Below are 22674 nucleotides of genomic sequence, written 5' to 3'. Positions count from 1 at the left end.
CCCTTCTAGGCGCGATTGGGGCCTGTATCTTGTCTGCCTGCGCACCTGGGTCCAGCCCCTTCGCTAAAAACGACAGCCCCTATGCCCCACGCGGCATGAAACGCGGTGAGGACGCCGTCGATGGGCTGACCGTAGGACACCGGCTGACGGCGGCAGGCGAACATGAACTGGCGTTGAAATCCTATCTTCGGGCGGCAGGCGAACAAGGGATCACCGTGGATGTTCTGTCCGCCATCGGATCGGCTAATCTGCAGCTGGGCCGGCTTGGCCAGGCTGAACGCATTCTGCGCCAGGCCACCGAAAAGGATGGGAGTTTCGTGCCGGCATGGAACAACCTGGGTGTTGTGCTGATGGAAACCAACCAAACAGGCGAAGCGGCGCGTGTCTTTCAGATCGCGTTTGGCCTTGATCGTGGCCAATCTGCCCGGATTCGCGAGAATTTGCGCTTGGCGCTCGCAAAAAAAGAAAATCCCGACTATGATCAGCAGCATAATGATACATTCGCGCTGGTTCGGCGGGGGACGGGGGATTACCTGCTTCTGTCGCAAATCTAAGCGAAGACACGAGCAGTAAAAGGACGCAAACATGCGCCATTCCATTTTTGTGACGCTCTGCCTTGGCAGCGCCTTGGCCCTGTCCGCTTGTGACAAGGGGAAATCAGGCAGTGAAGACGTCGAACGCGCGCTTGCCGATGTCAACGTCATCGACGAAAGCAACCTGAACGATATCATGCTGACCGTGGGCGACCCTGAAGAGGCGGTCGCCTATTTCAAACGCTCGACCCAGTCGCAACCCAATCGGATCGACCTGAAACGAGGTCTGGCGCAATCGCTGATCCGCGCCAAACGCCCCGCCGAAGCTGTGCCGGTGTGGAAAGCTGTGGTGGCCAGTTCCGAAGGCACGCAAGTTGACCGCGTCAATCTGGCCGATGCGCTAATTCGCGCGGGCGACTGGGACGAGGCCGAAGTCGTGCTGGACAACGTACCGCCCACCCACGAGACTTATCGCCGCTATCGGCTAGAGGCGATGATCGCCGACAGCAACAAAGAATGGAAAAAAGCCGACAGCTTTTACGAAACCGCGGTGGGCCTGACCACCAACCCTGGTTCGGTTTTGAATAACTGGGGCTATTCCAAGTTGACGCGCGCCGATTTCCAAGGCGCTGAGAAGTTATTCTCGCAAGCACTGAGCTATGACAACAAGCTGTTCACCGCAAAAAACAACCTTGTTCTGGCACGCGGCGCACAGCGGAAATACGACATGCCGGTCATCCAGATGACACAGGTCGAACGCGCGCAACTTCTGCACACGCTGGCCTTGGCTGCAATAAAGCAGGGCGATGTGACAACCGGAAAAGGGCTGTTGCAGGAAGCCATCGACACCCATCCACAGCACTTCGAGGCCGCAACCCGCGCCTTGGAAGCGTTGGAAAACAACGTCTCGAACGGGTGATCAGCGCATGAATACGGCCATGACAAGTGGGGCCGCCCTGCTTTTTCTGCCCTTCGCAGTGCCGATTGCGCTGTGGGCCGCCTGGTCCGATCTGTCGCGCATGAAAATTCCCAACAAAGCCGTCATGGCGCTGATCATCGTTTTCGCCGTGATCGGCCTGTTTGCATTTGAGCTTCAGGAATATCTATGGCGCTGGGTTCATCTGGTGGTGATTATGGTGATCGGGTTTGTGATGAACTTGGCTCGGATGTTGGGCGCGGGGGACGCGAAATTCGCCGCCGCGATGGCGCCTTTGATCGCCCTGCCGGACGCCATGCTTTTGTTGATGATCCTTGCAGTGATGACTGTCGCCGGGTTCATCCTGCACAGGGTTGCGCGCAATATCAGTTGGGTGCGCGCCGCCGCACCGGGCTGGGAAAGCTGGACCCGGCGAGATTATCCGATGGGACTGAGCCTCGGGGCGACCTTGATCACCTATCTTGTGATTGCAGCAATGGCGGGCGCGTAAGTTCGTTGAGCCTTGGTACGATCTGACTGTTTCGCCACATCTTCATCATCGTCCTCAGGCATCGGCGGCACGACCCGTTTCGGCGCCTTCCCCGGCAGGCTGTAAAGCGTGTAATAAGGCGTGCGCCTGACCTCGGTCACGTCGTCAATCCAATCCTGCCCAGACACTTCGTCCAGGATCTTCTTGCGAGTTGCTGCAGACAATGCGCAGCTTGGCACCAAAAGATAATCAGCATTCTGAATGCCGCTGAGTTCGCCATAATACCAAGGCGCACCGCCCTTCAGCGGTTCCAGATCAGCATAAAGCCAGTAGCTGGACAAAAGGTCAGCCGAGAACAAGCTGGCCCCCGGCCCCGCCCAATCGACGATATCCTGCGCCACGGCGTTGAACCAGACGACCATGCCCAGTTCCAGCGAGCAATAGTCCAGATCGCGGCCTTGGAAAGTAACGTCCGTGTCCTCGCGGGCTTCCTTGTCCGCCAGCGCGGCAAAAAGCGTACCCGGCCCGTCATAAGCGCGGCGCACGTCGACGCGCGCGGCGCGAGGTGCGAAGGTTTGCAAATCTTCATGCACGCCGCTTCCCGGCATCAGCGGCGTATATCGTTCGACATCCGTGGCGAAATGGCGAACCGGGCTGGCCGCAAGGTTCAAAAAACCTGGCATGGCAAATGCAAAAGCCGCAACCGCAGAAATCGTGATTGCTTTCTGCAGGTCCCATCCGAACCCGTTGAACACCGGACCGCTCGGGCGTAACGCGATCAGCAAAAGCCCTAGCAACCAAAGCCATTGCGGGTCATTGCCGAAATTCTGAAACGTGACATAGAAAAAGCCCGGCAGAAGCAAAAGCAGAACCAGCCCTTCGGTCATGCGGCCTGCCTGACGCAGGAAGATCACCGACAAAATTGCGACAAGCGAACCGCCAAGATAGGCTGGCGCGCTGACCACATAGCTCAGGTCGTGACCCGGCTGCGGGCGAACGTCGGAACCTGCGACATTTAGAAGGTCGCGCAAATAGGCCAGCCAAATCAACGGAGTGCCAACCCATAGCGTGGCCAGAACCGCTGCCGCAAACCCGGTCAGAAACGCCCACAGCAATGTACGCGCGCCCCCACGCGCCAGCAGCGCAACGACAATCGGCACGAGGAAAGCGGCGAAGTAGGTCACTTTGATCATCGCCATCACCGCCATTGCCAGACCGATTACCAGCCCGTCCCCGCGCGCGCTGCGCGCCGCTTGCGATGGCAATATCGCCGCGCTGATGGCAAGAAACGCCGCCGCCCATGCCCACCGGTTATAATGCATCGAGGTCGAGACCGCGTCATCCCCCGCCCCATAAACCAGCGCGACCGAGAATATCAGGATCGTCGCACCGAACAGATAAGCCCAGACCCCTTCAAACCGCGTCCGAGCCACCCACCACGCCGCCGGAAAAAAGATAATCGCCACAAAGATTTGTCCTGCATGGAAGGCATGCCCCACGCCTAACCCGGCCTTCATGAAAGCAGCGATTGGCGCGAAAGCGAAGATCCCGATCGGGGTGACAAAATCCAGATGCGGCCAGTCACCATCCTCCATCCGTAAAAGCATCTGAAGCAAGTGCAACGTGTCGCCTTCGTGCTTGGAAATGAACAATCCGCCCTTAGCAAACATCATCACCGCATACAGCGTCAAAAGTCCCAGCATGAAGGCTGCCAAAAACTTGCCATTATTTGTGCTCATACCTGCCCTCATTCTTCTGTAGCTAGACAAACGTCAGTATTTTGCTTCGCAGAGCTTTGTAATTATTTGGTCAATTTATTGACCAGGCTGTAGAAAACCGCAACAAATGATCGGGCATGACAATGAATATACATAGCGCGGACATGATCGCACCATCACCCGCGATGAGTCTGTCGGAAACCGGATTGTCGCTGGTGATGATGCGGGACATCTTGCTGAAAACCATGTTTCGCACCAATCTTGAACTGATCAGCGATCTGGAACGCACCCTGTGTGTGCCCGCCCGCGTGGTTCAAGAATTGATTGATATGTGCCGTGACGGCGGGTTGGTCGAGGCGATGGGCACACTTCATGCTGGATCTAAATCGTCTGAAATGGGATATCGCCTGTCCGACACCGGCAAGGCCCGCGCGCTGGATGCGCTCTCGCAATCTGAATATTTCGGCGCGATGCCGGTGCCGATGCAGGTCTATGCCGAACAGGTCAAACGCCAGTCAATCCGAAACATTCACATGTCGCGCGAGCAGTTGACGGGTGCTATGGGTCATTTGATCCTGCCACCCGATCTGCTGGACCAGCTTGGGCCGGCTGTCGGCTCGGGCCGGTCGATCCTGATGTATGGACCGCCGGGCAACGGAAAATCCTCGATCTCGAACGGTATTCGCGACGCGTTGGGCGACAAGATTTATGTGCCTCGCGCAATTGAGTATTCGGGACAGGTGATCACCGTTTATGACCCGATCGTGCACACGCTGGCCGAAGACGAAGACGGCGACCCCAACGCCCTGCGCAGGGTGTCCAAGAAATACGACCGCCGCTATGTGCTGTGCGAACGCCCGACGGTGATCACCGGCGGTGAACTGACGCTGGACATGCTGGATCTGGTTTACAACCCGACGGCGCGGACCTACACCGCGTCGTTGCAGTTGAAATCCACCGGCGGCGTGTTCATCGTTGATGACTTGGGCCGACAGGCCGATCCGCCCCAGGCGCTGATCAACCGTTGGATCGTCCCGCTGGAAGAAAACAAAGACATCTTGGCCCTGCAATCGGGCGAGAAATTCGAGGTGCCATTCGATACGCTGGTTATCTTCTCGACCAACTTCCATCCAAACAAGATCTTCGACAGGGCGGCTCTGCGTCGGATCTTCTACAAGATCAAGATCGACGGGCCGGATCAGGAAGGGTTCCTGAAAATCTTTGCCATGGTCGCTAAAAAGAAGGGGATGCCGCTGTCGCAAGACGCGCTGGTTCATTTGCTCAAAACCAAATACCCGACCATCGACAACATCTATGCCAACTATCAGCCGGTCTTTCTGGTCGACCAGATGCTGTCGATCTGCGATTTCGAGGGGATGGCCCCCCAGATGACGCCCGAACTGATCGACAGGGCATGGGAAAACATGTTCGTGAAAGAAGAAGAAATCGTGCACTAGTACGCCGCATTTCAGTGCAAAGGGCGACATGGCGTGTCGCCCTTTTTCGTGCGCGCATGTATTTCAGGCATGTTCACGCACCGCCGTATTCCCTATCTTCGCGCCATGACCACCCTGCCCCCCACCTTCGAAAAATGGTTCGCCCGGCGCGGCTGGCACCCTCATCCGCACCAGTTGGCAATGCTGGGCGCTGCAGATGCACCCGCCGTGATGCTGATTGCACCCACGGGCGGTGGCAAAACCTTGGCTGGGTTCCTTCCGACACTGGTCGAACTGGGCACAGCCCCACCGCCCGGTTTGCACACGCTTTATATCTCGCCTTTGAAGGCGCTGGCTGCCGACATGCGGCGCAACCTGACTGCCCCGATTGACGAGATGGGCCTGCCGATCCGGGTCGAAGATCGGTCGGGCGACACCACCCAGGCCCGTAAAAAAGCCCAACGCGCCGACCCGCCGCATATTCTGCTGACGACACCCGAAAGCCTTGCCCTCTTGCTCAGCTACGAGGACGCGCCGCGGATGTTTGCCGGCCTTAAACGTGTCGTGGTGGATGAATTGCACGCGCTGGCGGACAGCAAGCGCGGCGATCAATTGATGTTGTGCCTGTCACGGCTACAGGCGCTTTGCCCTGTCCTCAGGCGGGTCGGTTTGTCGGCCACGGTCGAAGATCCGCCCGCGCTGGCGCGTTTTCTGGCCCCGTATCCGACCCTATGCAAAATCCTTCACGCTGACCCCGGCCCGGCACCAGATATTGCCATGCTGGCCACCGACGCCCGGCCCCCGTGGTCAGGCGGTGGCGGGCGATACGCCATCCGGGAGGTGTTGAACGAGGTGGCAAAGCACAACACCACACTCATTTTTCACAACACCCGCGCGCAGGCCGAGATCTTCTTCCACGAATTATGGATGGCCAATGACGCCGCACTTCCCATTGGCATTCACCACGGGTCGCTGGCACTGGAACAACGCAAGAAGGTCGAGGCCGCGATGGTCGCAGGCACACTGCGCGCTGTCGTCTGCACCGGGTCGCTAGACCTTGGGCTGGATTGGGGCGATGTTGATCTGGTCATTCAGGTGGGCGCCCCGAAAAACGTCAAACGCCTTGTGCAGCGGATCGGGCGGGCCAATCACCGCTATAACGCACCATCCAAGGCCCTCATCCTGCCCGCAAACCGGTGGGAAGTCATCGAATGTCACGCCGCGATCGAGGCCGTTCTGGCCCATGACCTTGACGGCGACCCGCGCGGCCCCGGCCCGCGTGACGTGCTGTGCCAGCACATCCTGATCACCGCCTGCGCCGCGCCGTTTGGCGCAGATGCGCTGTTTGCCGAGGTCGCGACCGCTGGCCCCTATGCGGGCCTCACCCGCGCCGATTTCGACGCCTGCCTCGATTTCGTGGCGACCGGCGGCTACGCCCTGCGCGCCTATGACCGCTGGCAGCAGTTGATGCAGCGCGCCGACGGGCTGTGGCAGCTGCGCGATCCGCGTCTGGCCCAACAGGTGCGGATGAACATCGGCACGATCATCGACACCGACAGGTTGAAGGTCAGGATGAAGGGGCGCTCGGGCACCTCATCCGGTAAGGCTTTGGGTGAGGTCGAAGAAAGCTTTGCCGCCTCGCTGGTGCCCGGCGACACCTTCCTGATGGGCGGCAAAATCGTGCGGTTTGAAAGCTTGCGCGAGATGGAAGTGCAGGTCAGCCGCGATCGGGGCCGCAAACCCAAGCTTGCCGTGTTTTCCGGCACCAAATTCGCGACATCAACCCAACTGTCAGACCGCATCCTTGATCTGCTGCACCGCTCGCCCCTGCCCGACTTGCCGCGCCATACGCTTGACTGGATCGCGTTGCAGCGTGAGGTCAGCCAACTGCCCCGCGCTGGCCGCATTCTTGTCGAAAGTTTTGACCATGACGGTCGCGCGCATACTTGCGTCTATGGCTTTGCGGGTAAAAACGCACAACAAACGCTGGGCCTGATGATCACGCGGCGGATGGAGGATATGGGCCTTGGCCCTCTGGGGTTTGTCGCCACAGACTATGCCACACTGATCTGGTCGATCTCGCATCTGGACAACCCGGTGGACGCATTAGACGCCACCGGTCTGCGCGATGGGCTGGACGGGTGGCTGGCGGAAAACGCTCTGATGAAACGCAGCTTCAAGGGGGCGGCGACCATCGCCGGGCTGATCACTCGGAACCTGCCCGGCAAACGATCCTCGGGGCGGCAGGCAACGTTCTCAGCCGACATCCTTTACGACACACTTCGGAAATACGATCCGGACCATCTACTGCTGTCGATCACCCGCGTTGAGGCGATGCGCGGGCTGATTGGCTTCGGCCGGATTGACGAAATGCTGTCGCGCACCGGTGGGCGGATCGACCACGTCCGCTCTGACCGCGTCACCCCCTTTGCAGCCCCCCTTCTGCTTGAGGTCGGCAAGGTGCCCATCGAAGGCGCAGGGCAAGAGGCCTTGATGCGCGCCGAAGCAAATCGCCTTATGATAGAGGCAGGGCTGGCTTAGCCCGAAAATCGCAGTAAAACCTTGCAACAGCGCCGAAAATCGACTTGGAAGAATGAATGAAGGGGTACGAGTTCATTTTCACGGGGGTGAAGCTGACATTGCTGCCTTCCGGCGCGCTGTGGTGGCCGGAGGAGCGGCTATTATGTGTGTCAGACCTGCATTTGGGCAAATCCGAACGCATGGCGCGCAAGGGCGGCGCGATCCTGCCTCCGTATGACACGCGCGACACGCTGCACAGGCTACAAACCGATATCGAGGCGTCGAACGCGCGCACTGTGGTCTGTCTGGGCGACAGTTTCGACGACCTTGAAGCGTCCGACAACCTACCCGAAGTCGAGGCGATTTGGCTGGCCCGCCTGATGGCCGGGCGCCGCTGGGTCTGGATCGAAGGCAACCACGACCCCGGCCCCATTGAGTTTGCAGGCACCCATCTCGCCGAGCTTCTGCAGCCCCCGCTGCATTTTCGACACATCGCGCGCGTCGGTGCGGCGGGCGAGATTACCGGGCATTTTCACCCCAAGGCGCGATTGCATCTCAAGGGCCGCTCGGTCAGCCGGCCATGTATGCTGTTCGATAGCGACCGGGTGATCATGCCATCTTATGGCACCTATACCGGTGGTCTTCGAACCGACCATTCCGTTCTTTCCCGCCTAATGCGACCCGAAGCCAACGCGGTTCTGTTGGGTGATCCACCGCAGCCCATCCCGATGCCGCGCTGACAATCTGTGACGTGGCGTTCCGGCTTCCCTGCACGCTGAACGTGCTAGGCTGCCAGACGAAAGGGGCCGCCCATGACCGACCTATCCGAAGATACCATCACCAAGATACGCGCAAGTTTCGCGGCGCAAAGCCTGATGACATTGATCGGGGCCGATATGACCCGTCTTGCCAACGGGTCTTGCCAGATCACTTCCCCGATCCCCGACAGTATGCGACAGCAACATGGGTTTGGTCATGCAGCCCTGACTTTCGGACTGGGGGATACAGCGGCGGGCTATGCCGCGCTGTCCGTGATGCCCGAGGGGCACGAGGTTCTGACTGCGGAAATCAAGATCAACCTGCTGGCCCCAGCGACGGGCGACAGGCTAGTAGCAGAGGGACGCGTGCTGCGCAAAGGCCGCCGCTTGATTCCGGTCGAAGCGGATGTTTGGGCTGAACAAGACGGCAAACGTATCCTGATCGCCAAAGTTCTGGGCACAATGGTGCCGGTCCCGATCCGAACTGCCGCAACATGACGGTTGGCGATGCGGCGTCCAAGCGGCACACGCATCTCAACCCGATGAAGGAAATAACCATGTCACACCGCGTTCGCATGACCGAAGACAACCAGGTCGCCACCGTCACCCTGACCCGTGCCGACAAACGCAACGCACTGGATCTGGAGATGATCCGCGCCATCGTGGACGCAGGCGAAACATTGGCCGCGCGCCGCGATATCCGCGCCGTTGTGCTTGCGGGGGATGGACCTGCATTCTCAGCCGGACTGGATCTGGCCGCTATGCCCGAGATCGCTCAGTTTGCCATGCAAGGGGGCGTGTTTCTCGAACGCACCCACGGCCATGCCAATCTGTTTCAAGCCGCCGCGATGGTATGGAGCGAGCTGCCTCAGCCCGTGATTGCCGCCGTGCATGGCTATGCATTCGGTGGCGCATTTCAGATCATGCTGGGTGCCGACTTGCGCATCGCCGCGCCCGACACGCGGTTCTCGATCATGGAGGGGCGATGGGGGATTATCCCAGACATGGGGGGTATGGCCCTGATGCGTCGGCTGGCGCGAGGCGACGTAATCCGCAAGCTGACCTATACCGCAGAAGAGTTCCAAGCCGCGCAAGCACTGGACTGGGGGTTCGTAACCGAACTGTCGAACACCCCCTTTGATCGCGCTCAAGAACTCGCCCGCACCATCGCGCAAAAATCCCCTGACGCCGTGCGCGCTGCGAAAGCCCTGATACGTGACACGGAACTGATGGGGGTCAAAGACACGCTGATTGCCGAAAGCCGCGCGCAAGAGGCGTTGATGGGTCAGCCCAATCAGATGGAAGCGGTCGTGGCGGGAATGCAGAAACGCGCGCCCAAATTCACGGATTAGACGCGCGACGTTCGATCAGGAATGGGCGACAAGCGGCTTGTCATTGTCCACATGGCGGCGCACCAGCGTGTTGATCTGTGCCCCTTTTGTGGGGCTAAGCCGCGCCATCGCTGGCCGATAAGTGGGTTCCGCCAATTCGGGAAACAGCGTGACGATCTCGTCATATGCTGCCTTGCCAAGACCTTTCAACGCCTGCGGGCCGGTAAACAGGCTTTCAGTCGGTGCGCCTTCGGCAAAGATAACCTGATGATCGTCCAGCAAAATGTGGTAATAAGTGACGCTTTCGCTGACATCGTCCACATAAATACCGGGCATCCCGACAAGCTTCTTGGCCGCAACCAGCACCTCGTCTCCGCCAAACATTCGGCGGGCGACAGGTGATCGCACCAGCATCCGATGCTGTGGCGAAACGCAAAGATCGCGCGTCGGCATCCCCTGACCCAATGCCCCCGCCTTGATGCGGACCGGGTGAAGTTTGGGTGACAAAAGCAGGTCGCGCAAATTCAATTCACGCCCTCCAATCCAACGGATCGGCTGTGCGCCGTGGTCAGCGGTCAAAACCAGATCACCGACGCCCAAATCCTGCACCGGGCGGGCGCCATCGGGCGTTGCAACCATCGTGCCCGCGACAAGACATGGCACAACCGTCGCGACGTCAATCGACGGACCATTGTCGGTGATAGCTTGAATGGTTAGTTGAGTGTTCAGGGGCGGAGTATTACCATTCAGAAAACCAAGGAAATACCCTTGCTCTTCGCCACCGCCACCCCACCAAGTTGGAGTCTGCATCTGGCCATCGTTGTTCAGGTCGTAATCCATGACACCAATTTCATAGGTGTTCGTGCCATCCGTGACCGCAATAGTATAATCCCAAGTGAACATCTTTCCGTTTAAGGTCTGAGTGGGGTCATTCGGGACTTCATTTACGACATCGTCGCCCGAAATGATTGATGGATCGGCGCCATCGGAAATGGCGATTTTGTCATACGAACTTATCTGAAAAGTCGACCCAACACCACCGGAAGTGGCCATATCGGAGGACATCGTCGTGTTACCGCGAAACGCTCCGTAGATAGAAATAGACATAGCACCCTCATTAAACTTGGGGCGCCGCCTGCCCTTTAGATTCAGGCACGCCCCCACAAATATCAGTGTCTATTATCACAAACCCAACCACGCGCACAGATAAAAAACGGCGTAGCGGTGCATTCTTCGGAAGCAGCTAGGCCGTCAAACCGTCGGGTTCGGTCAATTCATTTGCGCGGCAGCACGCCGTCAGGGTGTTGGCCAGAAGGCAGGCAATGGTCATCGGGCCAACGCCGCCCGGCACAGGGGTAATCGCACCGGCAACCTTGGCCGCGCTTTCGAAATGCACGTCGCCTACAAGGCGGGTCTTGCCTTCGCCTTTTTCGGGCGCGTCGATGCGGTTGATGCCCACGTCGATCACGGTTGCGCCCGGTTTGATCCAGTCACCCGGCACCATTTCCGCGCGCCCCACAGCGGCCACGACAATATCGGCACGCCCGACCACACCCGGCAAATCCTTGGTGCGGCTGTGTGCGATGGTGACGGTGCAGCTATCGCCCAGCAAAAGCTGTGCCATCGGTTTGCCAACGATATTGGACCGTCCGATCACCACTGCGTCCAGACCTGACAGCGATCCAAGCTGCTCGCGCAACATCATAAGGCACCCAAGCGGGGTACAGGGCACCATGGATTTCTGCCCGGTCCCCAAAAGCCCCACATTAGAGATATGGAATCCGTCCACGTCTTTCGCCGGATCAATCGAGTTAATCACAAGGTCTTCGCGCATGTGGTCGGGCAGCGGCAGTTGCACCAGAATACCATGCACGGCGGGGTCGTTGTTCAGCTTGTCGATCAGCGCCAGCAGGTCTGCTTCCGGGGTATTGGCCTCCAGCTTATGTTCATAGCTATTCATGCCGACCTCGACGGTCTGTTTGCCTTTTGATCGGACATAGACTTGACTGGCCGGGTCTTCCCCCACCAATACGACGGCCAGTCCGGGCGTGATGCCGCTTTCGTCTTTCAATCGCGCCACATGGGCGGCGACCTTTTCGCGCACGCTTGCCGCGAAGGCTTTGCCATCAATGATCTGAGCTGTCATCGCCCACTCTCCTTATGTCTTGAAATACGCCCTTGGATCGACCGGTAACAGAAGAGACCGGGGCGCGGCAACGGGCCAGACCCGCACCGCGCCCAAAGATCAGAACAGACCTTCGACGTCGCCATCTGCGGTCAGCCCGATGGACAGAGCTGCGGGCTTGCGCGGCAGGCCGGGCATGGTCATGATCTCGCCGCACACGACGACGATGAAGCCGGCACCTGCAGACAGCCGGACCTCGCGCACAGGAACCGAATGGCCAGTGGGCGCGCCGCGAAGGTTGGGATCGGTCGAGAAGCTGTATTGCGTCTTCGCCATGCAGACCGGCAGATTGCCATATCCCGCCTCTTCCCAATCGCGCAACTGGTTGCGGATTTTCTGATCGGCCAGCACCTCGTCGGCGCGATAGATGCGCTTGGCGATTGTTTGGATCTTTTCAAACAGCGGCATGTCGTCCGGATAAATCGGCGAGAAGCTGGCGATATCGGCATCGGCGACCTCGGCCACGCGGCGGGCAAGGTCGGCAGACCCTTCCGAGCCAAGCTCCCAATGGCGCGACACGATCGCCTCGGACCCGTGAGTGTCGACATAGTCCTTGACCGCCTGCACCTCGGCATCCGTGTCGGTGACGAAGTGGTTGATCGCGACCACAACCGGCACGCCAAAGGTTTTCAGGTTTTCGATGTGGCGACCAAGGTTCGGGCAACCGGCCTTGACCGCATCTACGTTTTCTTGGCCCAGATCAGCCTTGGCAACACCGCCGTTCATCTTCATCGCGCGCACAGTGGCGACCAGCACCACGACGCTGGGCGCAAGTCCTGCCTTGCGGCACTTAATGTTCATGAACTTCTCGGCGCCCAGATCAGCGCCGAAACCTGCTTCGGTCACGACATAATCCGCCAGTTTCAGCGCCGTTTTCGTCGCAATGACCGAGTTGCAGCCATGCGCGATGTTGGCAAACGGGCCGCCATGCACGAAGGCCGGGTTGTTTTCCAGCGTCTGCACCAGGTTGGGCTGCATCGCGTCCTTCAGCAAAACCGTCATCGCACCATCGGCACCAATGTCACGGCAATAGATCGGCGTGCGTGCGCGGGTATAGGCGACGATGATATCGCCCAGACGTCGTTGCAGATCCTCAAGATTGTCCGACAGGCACAGGATCGCCATGACTTCGGAGGCCACGGTGATGTCATAGCCGGTCTGGCGCGGGAAGCCATTTGCCACGCCGCCCAGGCTGACCACGATGTCGCGCAGCGCACGGTCATTCATGTCGACCACACGGCGCCACGCCACGCGGCGTTCGTCGATCTCAAGCTCGTTGCCCCAATAGATGTGGTTGTCGATCATCGCCGACAGCAGGCTGTGCGCCGAGGTGATCGCGTGGAAGTCACCGGTGAAGTGCAGGTTCATGTCCTCCATCGGGACGACCTGCGCATAGCCACCACCGGCGGCGCCGCCTTTCATGCCGAAATTCGGCCCAAGCGACGCTTCGCGAATACAGATCATCGACTTTTTACCGATCTTGTTCAGCCCGTCGCTCAGCCCGACCGTGGTCGTTGTCTTGCCTTCGCCCGCCGGGGTCGGGTTGATCGCGGTGACAAGAATCAGCTTGCCATCCTCGCGATCCTGGATCGAGTTGATAAAGTCCTGGCTGACCTTTGCCTTGTCATGCCCAAACGGCAGCAAATGCTCGGTCGGGATGCCCAGATCGTCGCCAATCTCTTGAATGGGGCGTTTCTTGGCTTCGCGGGCAATTTCGATGTCGGACTTATAGCTCATGGCGGATCCTTAAGGTTCAAACGCTGTTATCGGACAGATTGCGGGCATGTCGATGCCGCAACGTCATATCCCTTGATACATATCGACACTATAGGCGCCTCATAGGGTGAAATCCGACATGTTTGCCGTCTATTTCGTCGCAATGGTTGCCCAAACGTCACCCGCGGCGCCCAGTGAACAAGCGGCCATCCGTGACAAGAAAGCCCAGCGCAATGACGCCAAACCCAAGATAGGCGCTGGCGGACAGGCTTTCGCCCAAGAACAGCACCCCAAGCGCGATGGCAAAAGGCGGGATCAGCAGCGTGACCAGCATCAAGTTGGCCGCGCCTGCCCGCACGAGGATGGCAAAATATAGCACATAGGCCAGCGACGTGGACAAGCCTGCGATCCCCAGCACCGCGGCCCAGATGGTCGGCGACAGATGCAGACTGGGCGGGCCTTCGACCGCCAGAACGACCGGCAACATCAGAACCACACTGCATGTCACCATGCCCAGCGCGTTCATCAAGGGCGGCTGGCCAGACAGTTGCGTTCTGCCCCATACACTTGCGAATGCATAAGACAGGCCCGCCGACAGCACGGACAATTGCGCCAGGTTCGTCAGGCTGAAACCCGTCACCACATCGGGGCCCATGATGATGATCACCCCAGCCACACCCAGCGCAGCCCCTGCAATCTTGCGCGGCAACAGAGGTTCATCTTTCAAAAGCACCCCAGCAACGACCGCACCGAACATCGCCGTCATCGCGTTCAGAATTGAGGCAAGACCGCTCGCAATCTGCGTCTGCCCCCAGAAAATCAACGTGAAAGGGATAGCATTGTTCAAGGCGCCCATTACCAGATACCGCCCCCATATTCCGGGTGCGGTCGGAATGCGGATGCCCTTGGCGCGCACCACCAGAAACAGGATAGGCGCGGCCCAGAACACCCGGTGCAGGGTTATGGTCAGCGGTGACAACTCACGCAACGCGACCTCGGCAAAGAAGAACGACCCGCCCCAAAGTGCGGCCAGAGCCAAAAGCATGATTAGGCTGGTAAGGTCCAGCATCATAGGCGTTGGGCGGGTCATGGCGCGGATCCTGTATTTGTGTATGTCACTTTGATGCCCGTCGATACGACCCAGCGCGATCCGTTTCATGCGCAAACCCGACGACAAAGAAAAACCCCCGGACCGTGGCGGTGCCGGGGGCTAATAGATTACGCGTGCAATCAGGCAGTCGGTTCAGGCTCCAGATCGCCATCGTCCGATGGTTTGGCGCGCGGTTTGGTTTTCGGAATTGCCGTGACCGAGGGCGCGTTGCCTTCGTCCGGCGTATCGTCATCCTCGCTTTTCGAGGGCGGATCGCCCTTCATCACGCGCTGGATTTCCTCGCCGGTCAGGGTTTCGTATTCCAAAAGCCCTTGGGCAAGGTTTTCCCATTCGTCCTTCTTTTCGGTCAGGATCTTGAAGGCGGTTTCATATGCTTCTTGGATGAAGCGCTTCACCTCTTCCTCGATCAGTTCTTTGGTATGCGCCGAGACCGAGAAGCCAGCGGTGTTGCCCGAATATCCTTCAGCCGCTTCGGCATAGTCGATATTGCCGACTTTGTCGGACATGCCCCAACGCATCACCATAGCGCGCGCCAGCCCCGAGGCTTGCTGAATATCGCCCGCCGGCCCATTCGAGACGTTTCCTTCGCCGTACTTGATAATCTCGGCCGCCTTGCCCGCCATGGTCATGGCCAGCTTTTCCTCGCATTCCGACTTGTGCCAGTTCAGCCGGTCGATCTCGGGCAAGCTGACCACCATGCCCAAGGCGCCACCGCGCGGGATGATCGTGGCCTTATAGACCGGATCACATTGTGGCAGGGTCAGGCCAACCACGGCGTGTCCGGCCTCGTGATACGCGGTTTTTTCTTTTTGATCATCGGTCAGGACCATGGATCGTCGCTCGGCCCCCATCATGACCTTGTCTTTCGCGTTCTCGAAATCCTCCATGGTCACGAAACGGCGCCCCACACGGGCGGCCATCAACGCGGCCTCGTTCACAAGGTTCGCCAAGTCCGCACCAGACATGCCCGGCGTACCCCGCGCAATGATGCGCATATCGGCGTCTGGGCCAAGCGGCACTTTGCGGGCGTGAACACCCAAGATTTTCTCGCGGCCTTTGATGTCGGGGTTTGGCACGGTGACCTGACGGTCGAAACGGCCCGGACGCAAAAGCGCGGGGTCCAGCACGTCGCGACGGTTGGTGGCGGCAAGGATGATCACACCCTCGTTCGCCTCGAACCCGTCCATTTCGACCAGAAGCTGGTTCAACGTCTGTTCGCGTTCGTCATTACCACCGCCGTAACCTGCGCCACGCGACCGGCCCACGGCGTCGATCTCGTCAATAAAGACGATACAGGGCGCGTTTTTCTTGGCCTGTTCGAACATGTCACGGACACGGCTTGCACCAACACCCACGAACATCTCGACGAAATCGGAACCTGAAATGGTAAAGAACGGCACGCCCGCTTCGCCAGCAATGGCACGGGCCAGCAGCGTCTTACCGGTGCCCGGAGGGCCAACCAGCAGCGCCCCTTTCGGGATCTGACCGCCAAGGCGGCTGAATTTCTGCGGGTTGCGTAGGAATTCCACGATTTCCTCAAGCTCTTCCTTGGCCTCATCAATGCCCGCCACGTCGTCAAAGGTCACACGACCTTCGCGTTCGGTCAGCATCTTGGCTTTGGATTTCCCAAAGCCCATGGCGCCACCGCCCCCGCGACCTTGCATCCGGTTCATCATGAAGAACCAGAACCCGATCAGCAGGATCACCGGCAGAAGCAGGGTCATCAAGCTCATGAAGCCCGATTGTTGTTGCGGCTCGGCTTTCAGCTCGACGCCTTGTTCGATCAGCATGTTTGACACTTCCGCGTCGCGGGGCATGATGGTCTGATACATCGTGCCGTCTGCACCCTGATAAATGATCTTCTCGCCGTCGATAGTCGCGGTCTTGACCTCGCCCCCGTCGACAGAGGTCACAAATTCTGAATAGCTGACCTGCGATGCTGCCATCCCTGCCTGCCCGTTCGAAAACAGGTTGAACAAGGCCAAGATCAGCAGGAACAGAACGATCCAGAAAGCGAAATTTCTCGCGTTGCCCAAGGGTATCTCCTTTGCGTGCCATGGCGACGAGGCGCAGAACCGGCGGGCTGTGCGCTGTCACTCTAAAATAGGGATGATCGCGGTATGTTCAATGCGATAAAATGGTTGATAGGAATTCTTCGGTATTGGGGGTGCGAATAAGCAAGGAATTGTCGCCCAAACCGGCCAGGGGCGCAGCGATCAGATGCGTGTCGGCCCACAGGGCGGGGGTGGTCATCAGCGTTGTGCGCGCAAAACCCGTGGCGCGCCAGTCTTTGCATTGGGCGATGCCGTCGCCCAGAGCCATCACGACAAGCCCTTCGGCCGTCGCGGTATCCGGCGCGGCGAGCACCCATCGCCCATCCCACAACGCGCCGGGCGCCGCCTGCTCCCACGCCACCGCCTGCGGCTCGCGCCCGATCACAAGCGCGTCGGCGCGGCGCGAGATCAGGCATCCCTGCAAGCTGCGGGTCTGTCCGGCCAACGCGTCGACCTCGGCCCGGCGCAAGGCGTCATAGCGCGGGCGATACGGCGTTGACGAGACATAGGTGATCGCGTGGGCCAGCAGCCGGTGACGGGTTTCGTCCGGCAAGGTTGCAAAGGCGGGCAGCGCAAAATGCACGTCGCCGCCTTCGACCCGCGACAGGCGCACGGCGCAGTCATGGGCCAGCCAGGACAGAGCGTCGCGGGCCTGCGACATGCGCTCGGCGGTGTCGACCAGCCGCGCGCGGTCCAGCCCAAGCTGCGCCAGCGCGCCCATCGTCTGACGCACCCGGACACGATCAAAGCGCGGGTCCTCGTTCGATGGATCGTCGATCCAAGTCTGGTTGCGCGTGGTCAGAACATCGCGCAGGCCCGCGCGGGTCACACCAAGAAGAGGGCGCAGCCAGCGCACGCGGCGGTCTTCCCAATCCGCGCGCATGGCGGCAAGGCCATCGACGCCAGATCCGCGCGCAAGGCGCATCACGAAGGTTTCGGCCTGATCATCGGCCGTGTGGCCCAGCATCACCGCATCCAGCCCGGCGCCCTGCGCCCAGTCCGCCAGCAGGTCGTATCGCGCGTGGCGGGCGTTGTGTTGCAGGTTGCCCTGCTTTGCGCCCTGCCAAACCAGCGTTGTGTGGTCGATGCCATGCTGCGCACAGGTGTCTTTCACGAACTGAGCCTCATCCGCTGATTCGGTGCGCAGCCCATGATCAACCGTGGCGGCGGCCAACGTCACGCCCTGTGCCCGGCACAAATCAAGCGCAAGCATCAACAGCGCCATACTGTCCCCGCCGCCCGACACCGCGACGCCCAAACGCGAAACGGGCCCGCCTGCGCGGACCCGATCAAGGGCGTCGGTCAATGCCGCCTCTGGTGTCATTGGCACCCAAGGTTGGCGCGCGCAGCTTGCGCATCTTCGACGGCAGGCGTGCCGGGGAAGCGTTTGCCGACCTCGCCCAACGTGGCGCAGGCCTCAGACACCTGACCCAACTCACCCAACGCATGACCCAGACGGAACAGTGCATCGGGCGCACGGTCGCCGTTCGGCGCACCCGAGAACGCGTTCAGATAGGCGCGTGCGGCGGCTTTGATGTCGCCCTGCCCGGTCAACGCCTCGCCGCGCTGAAAATGCGCCTCGGCGGTCATCGGCCCGCCGGGATAGGTTTCGATGAAGGTCTCGTAAAGCGTCGCGGCGGTGGCAAAGTCGCCCGCCTCCAGCGCCGCACCGGCGGCTTCGAAATCCTGCCGCTCGCCCACCGCAAGCTCGGTCGCCATTGGTTGTGCAGGCGCGGGCGCTGTGGCGGGTGCAGCGGGCACTTCACCGCCGCCAAGGGTGGTGGTCTCACCCAGTTTCGAGACATCGCCGCCTTCAAGTTCAACCAGCCGGAATTCCAGATCGCCAAGGCGGTTGGTCCCGTCCTTGACGATCGAGTTTATGCGAAACTCAAGCTGCTCAGTCTGGCCTGTCAGGCGTGACAACTCGCTTTCGAGGGTCGCGAGCCGTTGGGTCAGACTGCCACCGCCCGACACAACGCTACCCGACCCAGTGGTGGACAGCTCGGTCTTCAGCTTCTGGACCTCGACATACAACATCGACAGCTCTTGCCGGATATCTGCCAACGATTGCTTGCGATCCTGTGCAGTGGCAGGGGCCACCAAGACCACCGACAGGGCGATGGCGGCAGCGGTCAGCCGGGATATGCGCAACATCCGAACCTCCTTCACGTGATCGTGGCTCAGCTTGTCGCCGCGCCTGCGGCCAGAACGGTCACAGCCCGGCGGTTCTTGGCGTAACATACCTCGGTCGAGCAGATCTCAAGCGGGCGCTCCTTGCCATAGCTGACGGTTTGCAACCGGTTGGGCGCCACGCCCCGTTCGATTAAATAGTTATTCACCGCCGAGGCACGACGCGCGCCCAGCGCAAGGTTGTATTCACGCGTGCCTTGTTCGTCTGCGTGGCCTTCCACAATGGCAGTATAGGCCGGGTTTTCCATCAGCCATGCCGCTTGTTTGTTCAGAATCTCGGTGTTCTCGGCGCTAAGGGTCGATTGGTCGATGGCAAACAGCACCCGGTCGCCGATGGTCTGCTGGAAATAGGCGGGCGATTTGGGGTCGGACGGGCTGCCCGCCACATAATCGCCACCCAAGCCACCCGTGCCGTATTCATCGCCCAGACGGTCCTTTGAACAGGCTGACAGCGCCAAGGCACCCACAACCAGCGAAGCCATTGCAATTCTTTTCATGATCGTTCCTGTGTCCATTTTCATCCCGCCCGTTTGATAGGCGGGCGATTTGTTGCTCGTTGGCGAAAGCTTAGCAGCAAAAACGCCGTTTGGAAACGGAACGGCACACACCCGCTGGCGCACCCCGCCCCTTGCGCAAAATTGCGCTTATTTCAAAAGCGGGGACCACGCCGGATCCGACGCCGCACCTTCCGTCACTACACGGCGCAAATTGCGGCCCGAGATGTCAACGGAATAAAGCGACGGCGCCCCTGTCGCCCCCTGGCTTTCACGGGTGAACATGATGACACGGCCATTCGGAGCCCAAGTCGGGCCTTCGTCCAGGAAAGATGCAGTCAACAGGCGTTCTTCGGACCCATCAGTGCGCATGACGCCGATATGGAAGCGCCCGCCATATTGTTTTGTGAACGCGATCAGATCGCCACGCGGCGACCAGACAGGCGTGCCATACTGACCTTGGCCGAAGCTGATCCGCGTCGCTTCGCCGCCGCCTGCTGGCATGACATACAACTGCGGCGAACCCGAGCGATCGCTTTCAAAGACGATCTGGCTGCCATCTGGCGAATAGCTGGGCGCCGTTTCAATCGCGGGGGTCGAGGTCAGACGCCGCGGGTTGCCGCCGTTGATATCCATCGCATAGATATCCGTGTTGCCTCCCATAGACAGCGAATAGACGATTGTGCGGCCATCGGGCGAAAAGCGCGGTGCGAAGGTCATGGTGCCTTGCTGTTGCGACAACACCTGCCGCCCCACTGTGGCCACATCCAGCACATAGACCTGCGGGAAACCGGTTTCATAGCTGGTGTAAAGGATCTTGTCCCCGGTCGGCGAAAAACGCGGGGCCAGCACCAGCGCCGAACTGTCAGTCAGGTATTGCACGTTGGCACCGTCGTAATCCATGATCGCCAACCGCTTACGCTTCGCGTTCTTGGGGCCGCTTTCGGCCACAAACACCACGCGGCTGTCAAAATAGCCGCTTTCACCGGTGATACGGCTGTAAACGATATCAGCAACCTTGTGAGCCACCCGACGCCAAGACGAAATGGCACCCGAGAATTGAAGCCCTTCGCCCAGTGGTTGGCCAGAGAAGACGTCATAGACCCGGAATTTCACATTCAGGCTGTCGCCAGACGCCGATACCGCCCCAGTGATCAGCGCTTGCGCGTTGATCGCTTTCCAATCGGCATAGGCGACCGGGCTGGCAAAGCTGGTGATGCCTGACACAAACGCATCCGCCGGAATTTCCCGAAACAGCCCGGTGCCCACCAAGTCAGCCGCCACCACCCGCGCGATCGAACGTGCGTATTCGCCCGCCTCTGTGTTTTCGGCTTGGAAGTCCGGAATTGCAAAGGGCAATGGTTCGATAACGCCATCGGTGATTTCGATGCGCAACGGCCCTTGGGCCATCGCCGGTCGGGTCAGCCCAACGACGCAGACCATGACGGCGATCATCGCCGACATTACAACGCCCGTGGATCGTTCGAGGATCAGCTTCTTGAGTTCGATGCTCATGCGACCAATTCCCTCTTCATGTTGTTTTACTCGGTTCTTACACGTTTTCCTGCGCCCAATGGCAGGGGGAAATTTGCCCCGCCGTACACAGGCGGTGCCATGCCCACCGTTAGGTGTCTGCGCCCCGGGATAGATGTCAAAGCCACGCCGCATCATTTGATCCTCATCTTTTCGGGGTTGAAGGTCATTTCGATTTCCTGCCACTGACCGTATTTCTCGGCCGGAAGGTCAAAGCCGCTGGCACCGCACCGGATGATTGCACGCCGGGCGGCTTGAAAGGCGGTGTTCGCGGCCCCTTCCGACGGACCTTCCCAGGATGCCATGCGGATACCTTCGGGTTTGCCATCGCGGCTCATCGACACCATCACGACGACTGTGGTGGTCATCGCATCGGTCGAGGCAGACCCAAGGTTCCAACACCGGCTGACTGCCACGCGCAATCCGTCTTTTTCGCCGCGCGTCAGCGGTGGGCCTTCTGGCACGTCCTGCGCCGGGCGGTCGGTCTCGCCACCCGCGACCTGATCGGCCACGGCGGCGGCAACAGCGGCGGCGTTGTTCGCGGGGGCGGGTGTTTCAGTCGGGGCCTCGGCGGGCGTTTCGGGTTCAGCGGTTTGCACCGGGGCCGGACGATCAGGCCGCGTTTTCGGGCGCGACGAGGTCGCGGGGGCCAAGGACGGATCCTCTATCGGTTCGTCAGCTTCCGTCACGATCTGGGTCGACGCCTCAGGCGGCGCGGTCGGCGTCACTTCCTCGGGCAGAGGCTCTGGTGTCGGCTCGGGCGACGGCTCTGGTGCTTCAACCACCTCGGGTGCTTCCTCGACCGGCGTTTCGGGTTCCGGCGCAGGGGTCGGGGCCACGCGCGGCGCGGGCGCGGGCGGCGCTGTTTCAGGCTCGGGGACGGGTTCCGGCTCGGGTTCAGGTTCAGGTTCAGGCGCGGGTTCGGGTTCAGGGGCCGGTTCCGGTTCGGGCACTGGTTCTGGCGCAGGCTCAGGCTCAGGCTCGGGCGTCGGGCGCGGTGCGGGGGGCGTGTCGCCTTCTGTCGCGGCCTCGCCACGTGGCGCACTGAGCGCTGCAAATTCGTCTTCCGAGATGATCGAGACATCAGACACCTGCACAAGCTCTTCGTCGCGCGACCAGTTGAAGGCCCCGCCGAAAAGCACCCACAGGATCAGGATCCCGTGGACAGATGCCGAGATGTAAAGACCTCTGCGCATGACCCTGCCCTAGTTGTCCGTGCCGGTCAGACTTGGCCCGCCACCTTCGGTCACAAACCCGATCGAGGTGAAGCCAGCCGCGTTCAGCGCGCCCATCACCTTGGCAATCGCATCCCATGCCACCTGACCATCGGCGCGCAAGAACACTTTGTTGTCAGCGCGTTCAGCGGCCACAGCGCGCAGCTTGGTGATCAGCTCGTCTTGCGCAATTTCTGTGGTTTGCAGGAATATCTGACCTTCTTCGGTGATGGTGATCGCCAGCGGCTCTTCCTCGGGCGCGTCCAGCGATTTGGCGGCGGTCTTGGACAGTTCAACCGGCACACCGACGACCATCAACGGTGCGGCCACCATGAAGATGATCAGCAGCACCAGCATCACGTCTACGAAGGGGGTAATGTTGATCTCGGCCATCACGCGGCGATGCTTGCCGCGACGCCGCCCGCGCCGGGCGCGGCGATCCGCACCCCCGCTTTGTTGCACACCCGCGCTCATA

Annotated in this window: 20 protein-coding genes; 8 read left to right on the top strand and 12 right to left on the bottom strand. The window is 60.2% G+C overall.

Annotated features, from left to right (window positions below):
• Positions 1-14: 14 nt before the first annotated feature.
• The 3 genes from MN186_RS00525 to MN186_RS00515 are packed head-to-tail and all read left to right on the top strand — an operon-like array spanning position 15 to position 1960.
• Entirely contained in the window at positions 15-554 is a 540-nt protein-coding gene (locus MN186_RS00525) for a tetratricopeptide repeat protein (RefSeq protein ID WP_420838882.1), read from the top strand.
• A gap of 31 nt (positions 555-585) precedes the next feature.
• On the top strand, positions 586-1452 hold the full coding sequence (locus MN186_RS00520; RefSeq protein ID WP_242110847.1) for a tetratricopeptide repeat protein: 867 nt from the start codon (positions 586-588) through the stop codon (positions 1450-1452).
• A 7-nt stretch (positions 1453-1459) separates the two neighbouring features.
• Positions 1460-1960, top strand: coding sequence for a prepilin peptidase (locus MN186_RS00515; protein ID WP_242110845.1), 501 nt, complete (start codon positions 1460-1462; stop codon positions 1958-1960).
• Here the strand turns inward: MN186_RS00515 and MN186_RS00510 are convergent.
• The gene (locus MN186_RS00510; protein WP_242110843.1) at positions 1927-3678 is read right to left on the bottom strand and encodes a hypothetical protein; all 1752 of its coding nucleotides are present in this window, start codon (positions 3676-3678) and stop codon (positions 1927-1929) included. The genes MN186_RS00515 and MN186_RS00510 overlap by 34 nt on opposite strands.
• A 143-nt stretch (positions 3679-3821) precedes the next feature.
• Between MN186_RS00510 and MN186_RS00505 the strand changes: the two genes are divergently transcribed.
• From MN186_RS00505 to MN186_RS00485, 5 genes are all read left to right on the top strand, one after another.
• A complete protein-coding gene (locus tag MN186_RS00505) occupies positions 3822-5114 on the top strand; it encodes a P-loop NTPase family protein (protein ID WP_420838876.1) in 1293 nt (430 codons plus the stop codon).
• Positions 5115-5219: 105 nt separating this feature from the next.
• A complete protein-coding gene (locus MN186_RS00500) occupies positions 5220-7634 on the top strand; it encodes a ligase-associated DNA damage response DEXH box helicase (RefSeq protein WP_242111192.1) in 2415 nt (804 codons plus the stop codon).
• Between the two features lie 56 nt (positions 7635-7690).
• Positions 7691-8353, top strand: a complete 663-nt coding sequence (gene pdeM, locus MN186_RS00495; protein ID WP_242110840.1) for a ligase-associated DNA damage response endonuclease PdeM — start codon at positions 7691-7693, stop codon at positions 8351-8353.
• Between the two features lie 72 nt (positions 8354-8425).
• Positions 8426-8869: a PaaI family thioesterase gene (locus MN186_RS00490; RefSeq protein ID WP_242110839.1), complete on the top strand. Its 444-nt coding sequence runs from the start codon at positions 8426-8428 to the stop codon at positions 8867-8869.
• Positions 8870-8928: 59 nt separating this feature from the next.
• Entirely contained in the window at positions 8929-9723 is a 795-nt protein-coding gene (locus MN186_RS00485; RefSeq protein WP_242110838.1) for a crotonase/enoyl-CoA hydratase family protein, read from the top strand.
• A gap of 15 nt (positions 9724-9738) precedes the next feature.
• On the opposite strand, the gene MN186_RS00480 is transcribed toward MN186_RS00485, so the two are convergent.
• From MN186_RS00480 to MN186_RS00430, 11 genes are all read right to left on the bottom strand, one after another.
• On the bottom strand, positions 9739-10809 hold the full coding sequence (locus MN186_RS00480) for a Hint domain-containing protein (RefSeq protein ID WP_242110837.1): 1071 nt from the start codon (positions 10807-10809) through the stop codon (positions 9739-9741).
• A 136-nt stretch (positions 10810-10945) separates the two neighbouring features.
• Complete coding sequence (gene folD / locus MN186_RS00475) at positions 10946-11848, bottom strand: bifunctional methylenetetrahydrofolate dehydrogenase/methenyltetrahydrofolate cyclohydrolase FolD (protein WP_242110836.1); 903 nt, start codon at positions 11846-11848, stop codon at positions 10946-10948.
• 99 nt (positions 11849-11947) lie between these two features.
• Positions 11948-13624, bottom strand: a complete 1677-nt coding sequence (locus MN186_RS00470; protein ID WP_242110835.1) for a formate--tetrahydrofolate ligase — start codon at positions 13622-13624, stop codon at positions 11948-11950.
• Between the two features lie 157 nt (positions 13625-13781).
• A complete protein-coding gene (locus MN186_RS00465; protein WP_242110834.1) occupies positions 13782-14693 on the bottom strand; it encodes a DMT family transporter in 912 nt (303 codons plus the stop codon).
• A 140-nt stretch (positions 14694-14833) separates the two neighbouring features.
• Positions 14834-16750 (bottom strand): ATP-dependent zinc metalloprotease FtsH, encoded by a 1917-nt coding sequence (gene ftsH, locus MN186_RS00460; protein ID WP_242110832.1) that lies wholly within the window; start codon positions 16748-16750, stop codon positions 14834-14836.
• A gap of 88 nt (positions 16751-16838) precedes the next feature.
• Positions 16839-18074 carry a tRNA lysidine(34) synthetase TilS gene (gene tilS / locus MN186_RS00455; RefSeq protein WP_242110830.1) on the bottom strand — a complete coding sequence of 412 codons (1236 nt, stop codon included), beginning with the start codon at positions 18072-18074 and terminating at the stop codon, positions 16839-16841.
• Between the two features lie 14 nt (positions 18075-18088).
• Positions 18089-18922, bottom strand: a complete 834-nt coding sequence (gene ybgF / locus MN186_RS00450; RefSeq protein ID WP_242110829.1) for a tol-pal system protein YbgF — start codon at positions 18920-18922, stop codon at positions 18089-18091.
• 26 nt (positions 18923-18948) lie between these two features.
• Positions 18949-19455 carry a peptidoglycan-associated lipoprotein Pal gene (pal, locus tag MN186_RS00445; protein ID WP_242110828.1) on the bottom strand — a complete coding sequence of 169 codons (507 nt, stop codon included), beginning with the start codon at positions 19453-19455 and terminating at the stop codon, positions 18949-18951.
• A gap of 147 nt (positions 19456-19602) precedes the next feature.
• Positions 19603-20916 (bottom strand): Tol-Pal system beta propeller repeat protein TolB, encoded by a 1314-nt coding sequence (gene tolB, locus MN186_RS00440; protein WP_242111191.1) that lies wholly within the window; start codon positions 20914-20916, stop codon positions 19603-19605.
• A gap of 203 nt (positions 20917-21119) precedes the next feature.
• Positions 21120-22181 carry a hypothetical protein gene (locus MN186_RS00435; protein ID WP_242110827.1) on the bottom strand — a complete coding sequence of 354 codons (1062 nt, stop codon included), beginning with the start codon at positions 22179-22181 and terminating at the stop codon, positions 21120-21122.
• Between the two features lie 9 nt (positions 22182-22190).
• Complete coding sequence (locus tag MN186_RS00430; RefSeq protein WP_242110826.1) at positions 22191-22673, bottom strand: ExbD/TolR family protein; 483 nt, start codon at positions 22671-22673, stop codon at positions 22191-22193.
• Between the last annotated feature and the right edge of the window lies 1 nt (position 22674).

The sequence above is a fragment of the Aliiroseovarius sediminis genome, from assembly GCF_022678485.1.
Taxonomy (GTDB): Bacteria; Pseudomonadota; Alphaproteobacteria; order Rhodobacterales; family Rhodobacteraceae; genus Aliiroseovarius; species Aliiroseovarius sediminis.
The sequence above is the reverse complement of the archived record's forward strand: the minus strand, read 5'-3'. Positions and strand labels throughout refer to the sequence as shown.

Excerpts from the sequence above, each read along its gene's own strand:
- MN186_RS00520 (WP_242110847.1), top strand. The coding sequence starts at position 586 with ATGCGCCATTCCATTTTTGTGACGCTCTGCCTTGGCAGCGCCTTGGCC.
- MN186_RS00515 (WP_242110845.1), top strand. The coding sequence starts at position 1,460 with ATGAATACGGCCATGACAAGTGGGGCCGCCCTGCTTTTTCTGCCCTTC.
- MN186_RS00510 (WP_242110843.1), bottom strand. The coding sequence starts at position 3,678 with ATGAGCACAAATAATGGCAAGTTTTTGGCAGCCTTCATGCTGGGACTT.
- MN186_RS00505 (WP_420838876.1), top strand. The coding sequence starts at position 3,822 with ATGATCGCACCATCACCCGCGATGAGTCTGTCGGAAACCGGATTGTCG.
- MN186_RS00500 (WP_242111192.1), top strand. The coding sequence starts at position 5,220 with ATGACCACCCTGCCCCCCACCTTCGAAAAATGGTTCGCCCGGCGCGGC.
- pdeM (WP_242110840.1), top strand. The coding sequence starts at position 7,691 with ATGAAGGGGTACGAGTTCATTTTCACGGGGGTGAAGCTGACATTGCTG.
- MN186_RS00490 (WP_242110839.1), top strand. The coding sequence starts at position 8,426 with ATGACCGACCTATCCGAAGATACCATCACCAAGATACGCGCAAGTTTC.
- MN186_RS00485 (WP_242110838.1), top strand. The coding sequence starts at position 8,929 with ATGTCACACCGCGTTCGCATGACCGAAGACAACCAGGTCGCCACCGTC.
- MN186_RS00480 (WP_242110837.1), bottom strand. The coding sequence starts at position 10,809 with ATGTCTATTTCTATCTACGGAGCGTTTCGCGGTAACACGACGATGTCC.
- folD (WP_242110836.1), bottom strand. The coding sequence starts at position 11,848 with ATGACAGCTCAGATCATTGATGGCAAAGCCTTCGCGGCAAGCGTGCGC.
- MN186_RS00470 (WP_242110835.1), bottom strand. The coding sequence starts at position 13,624 with ATGAGCTATAAGTCCGACATCGAAATTGCCCGCGAAGCCAAGAAACGC.
- MN186_RS00465 (WP_242110834.1), bottom strand. The coding sequence starts at position 14,693 with ATGACCCGCCCAACGCCTATGATGCTGGACCTTACCAGCCTAATCATG.
- ybgF (WP_242110829.1), bottom strand. The coding sequence starts at position 18,922 with ATGTTGCGCATATCCCGGCTGACCGCTGCCGCCATCGCCCTGTCGGTG.
- pal (WP_242110828.1), bottom strand. The coding sequence starts at position 19,455 with ATGAAAAGAATTGCAATGGCTTCGCTGGTTGTGGGTGCCTTGGCGCTG.
- tolB (WP_242111191.1), bottom strand. The coding sequence starts at position 20,916 with ATGTCGGCGATGATCGCCGTCATGGTCTGCGTCGTTGGGCTGACCCGA.
- MN186_RS00435 (WP_242110827.1), bottom strand. The coding sequence starts at position 22,181 with ATGCGCAGAGGTCTTTACATCTCGGCATCTGTCCACGGGATCCTGATC.
- MN186_RS00430 (WP_242110826.1), bottom strand. The coding sequence starts at position 22,673 with ATGAGCGCGGGTGTGCAACAAAGCGGGGGTGCGGATCGCCGCGCCCGG.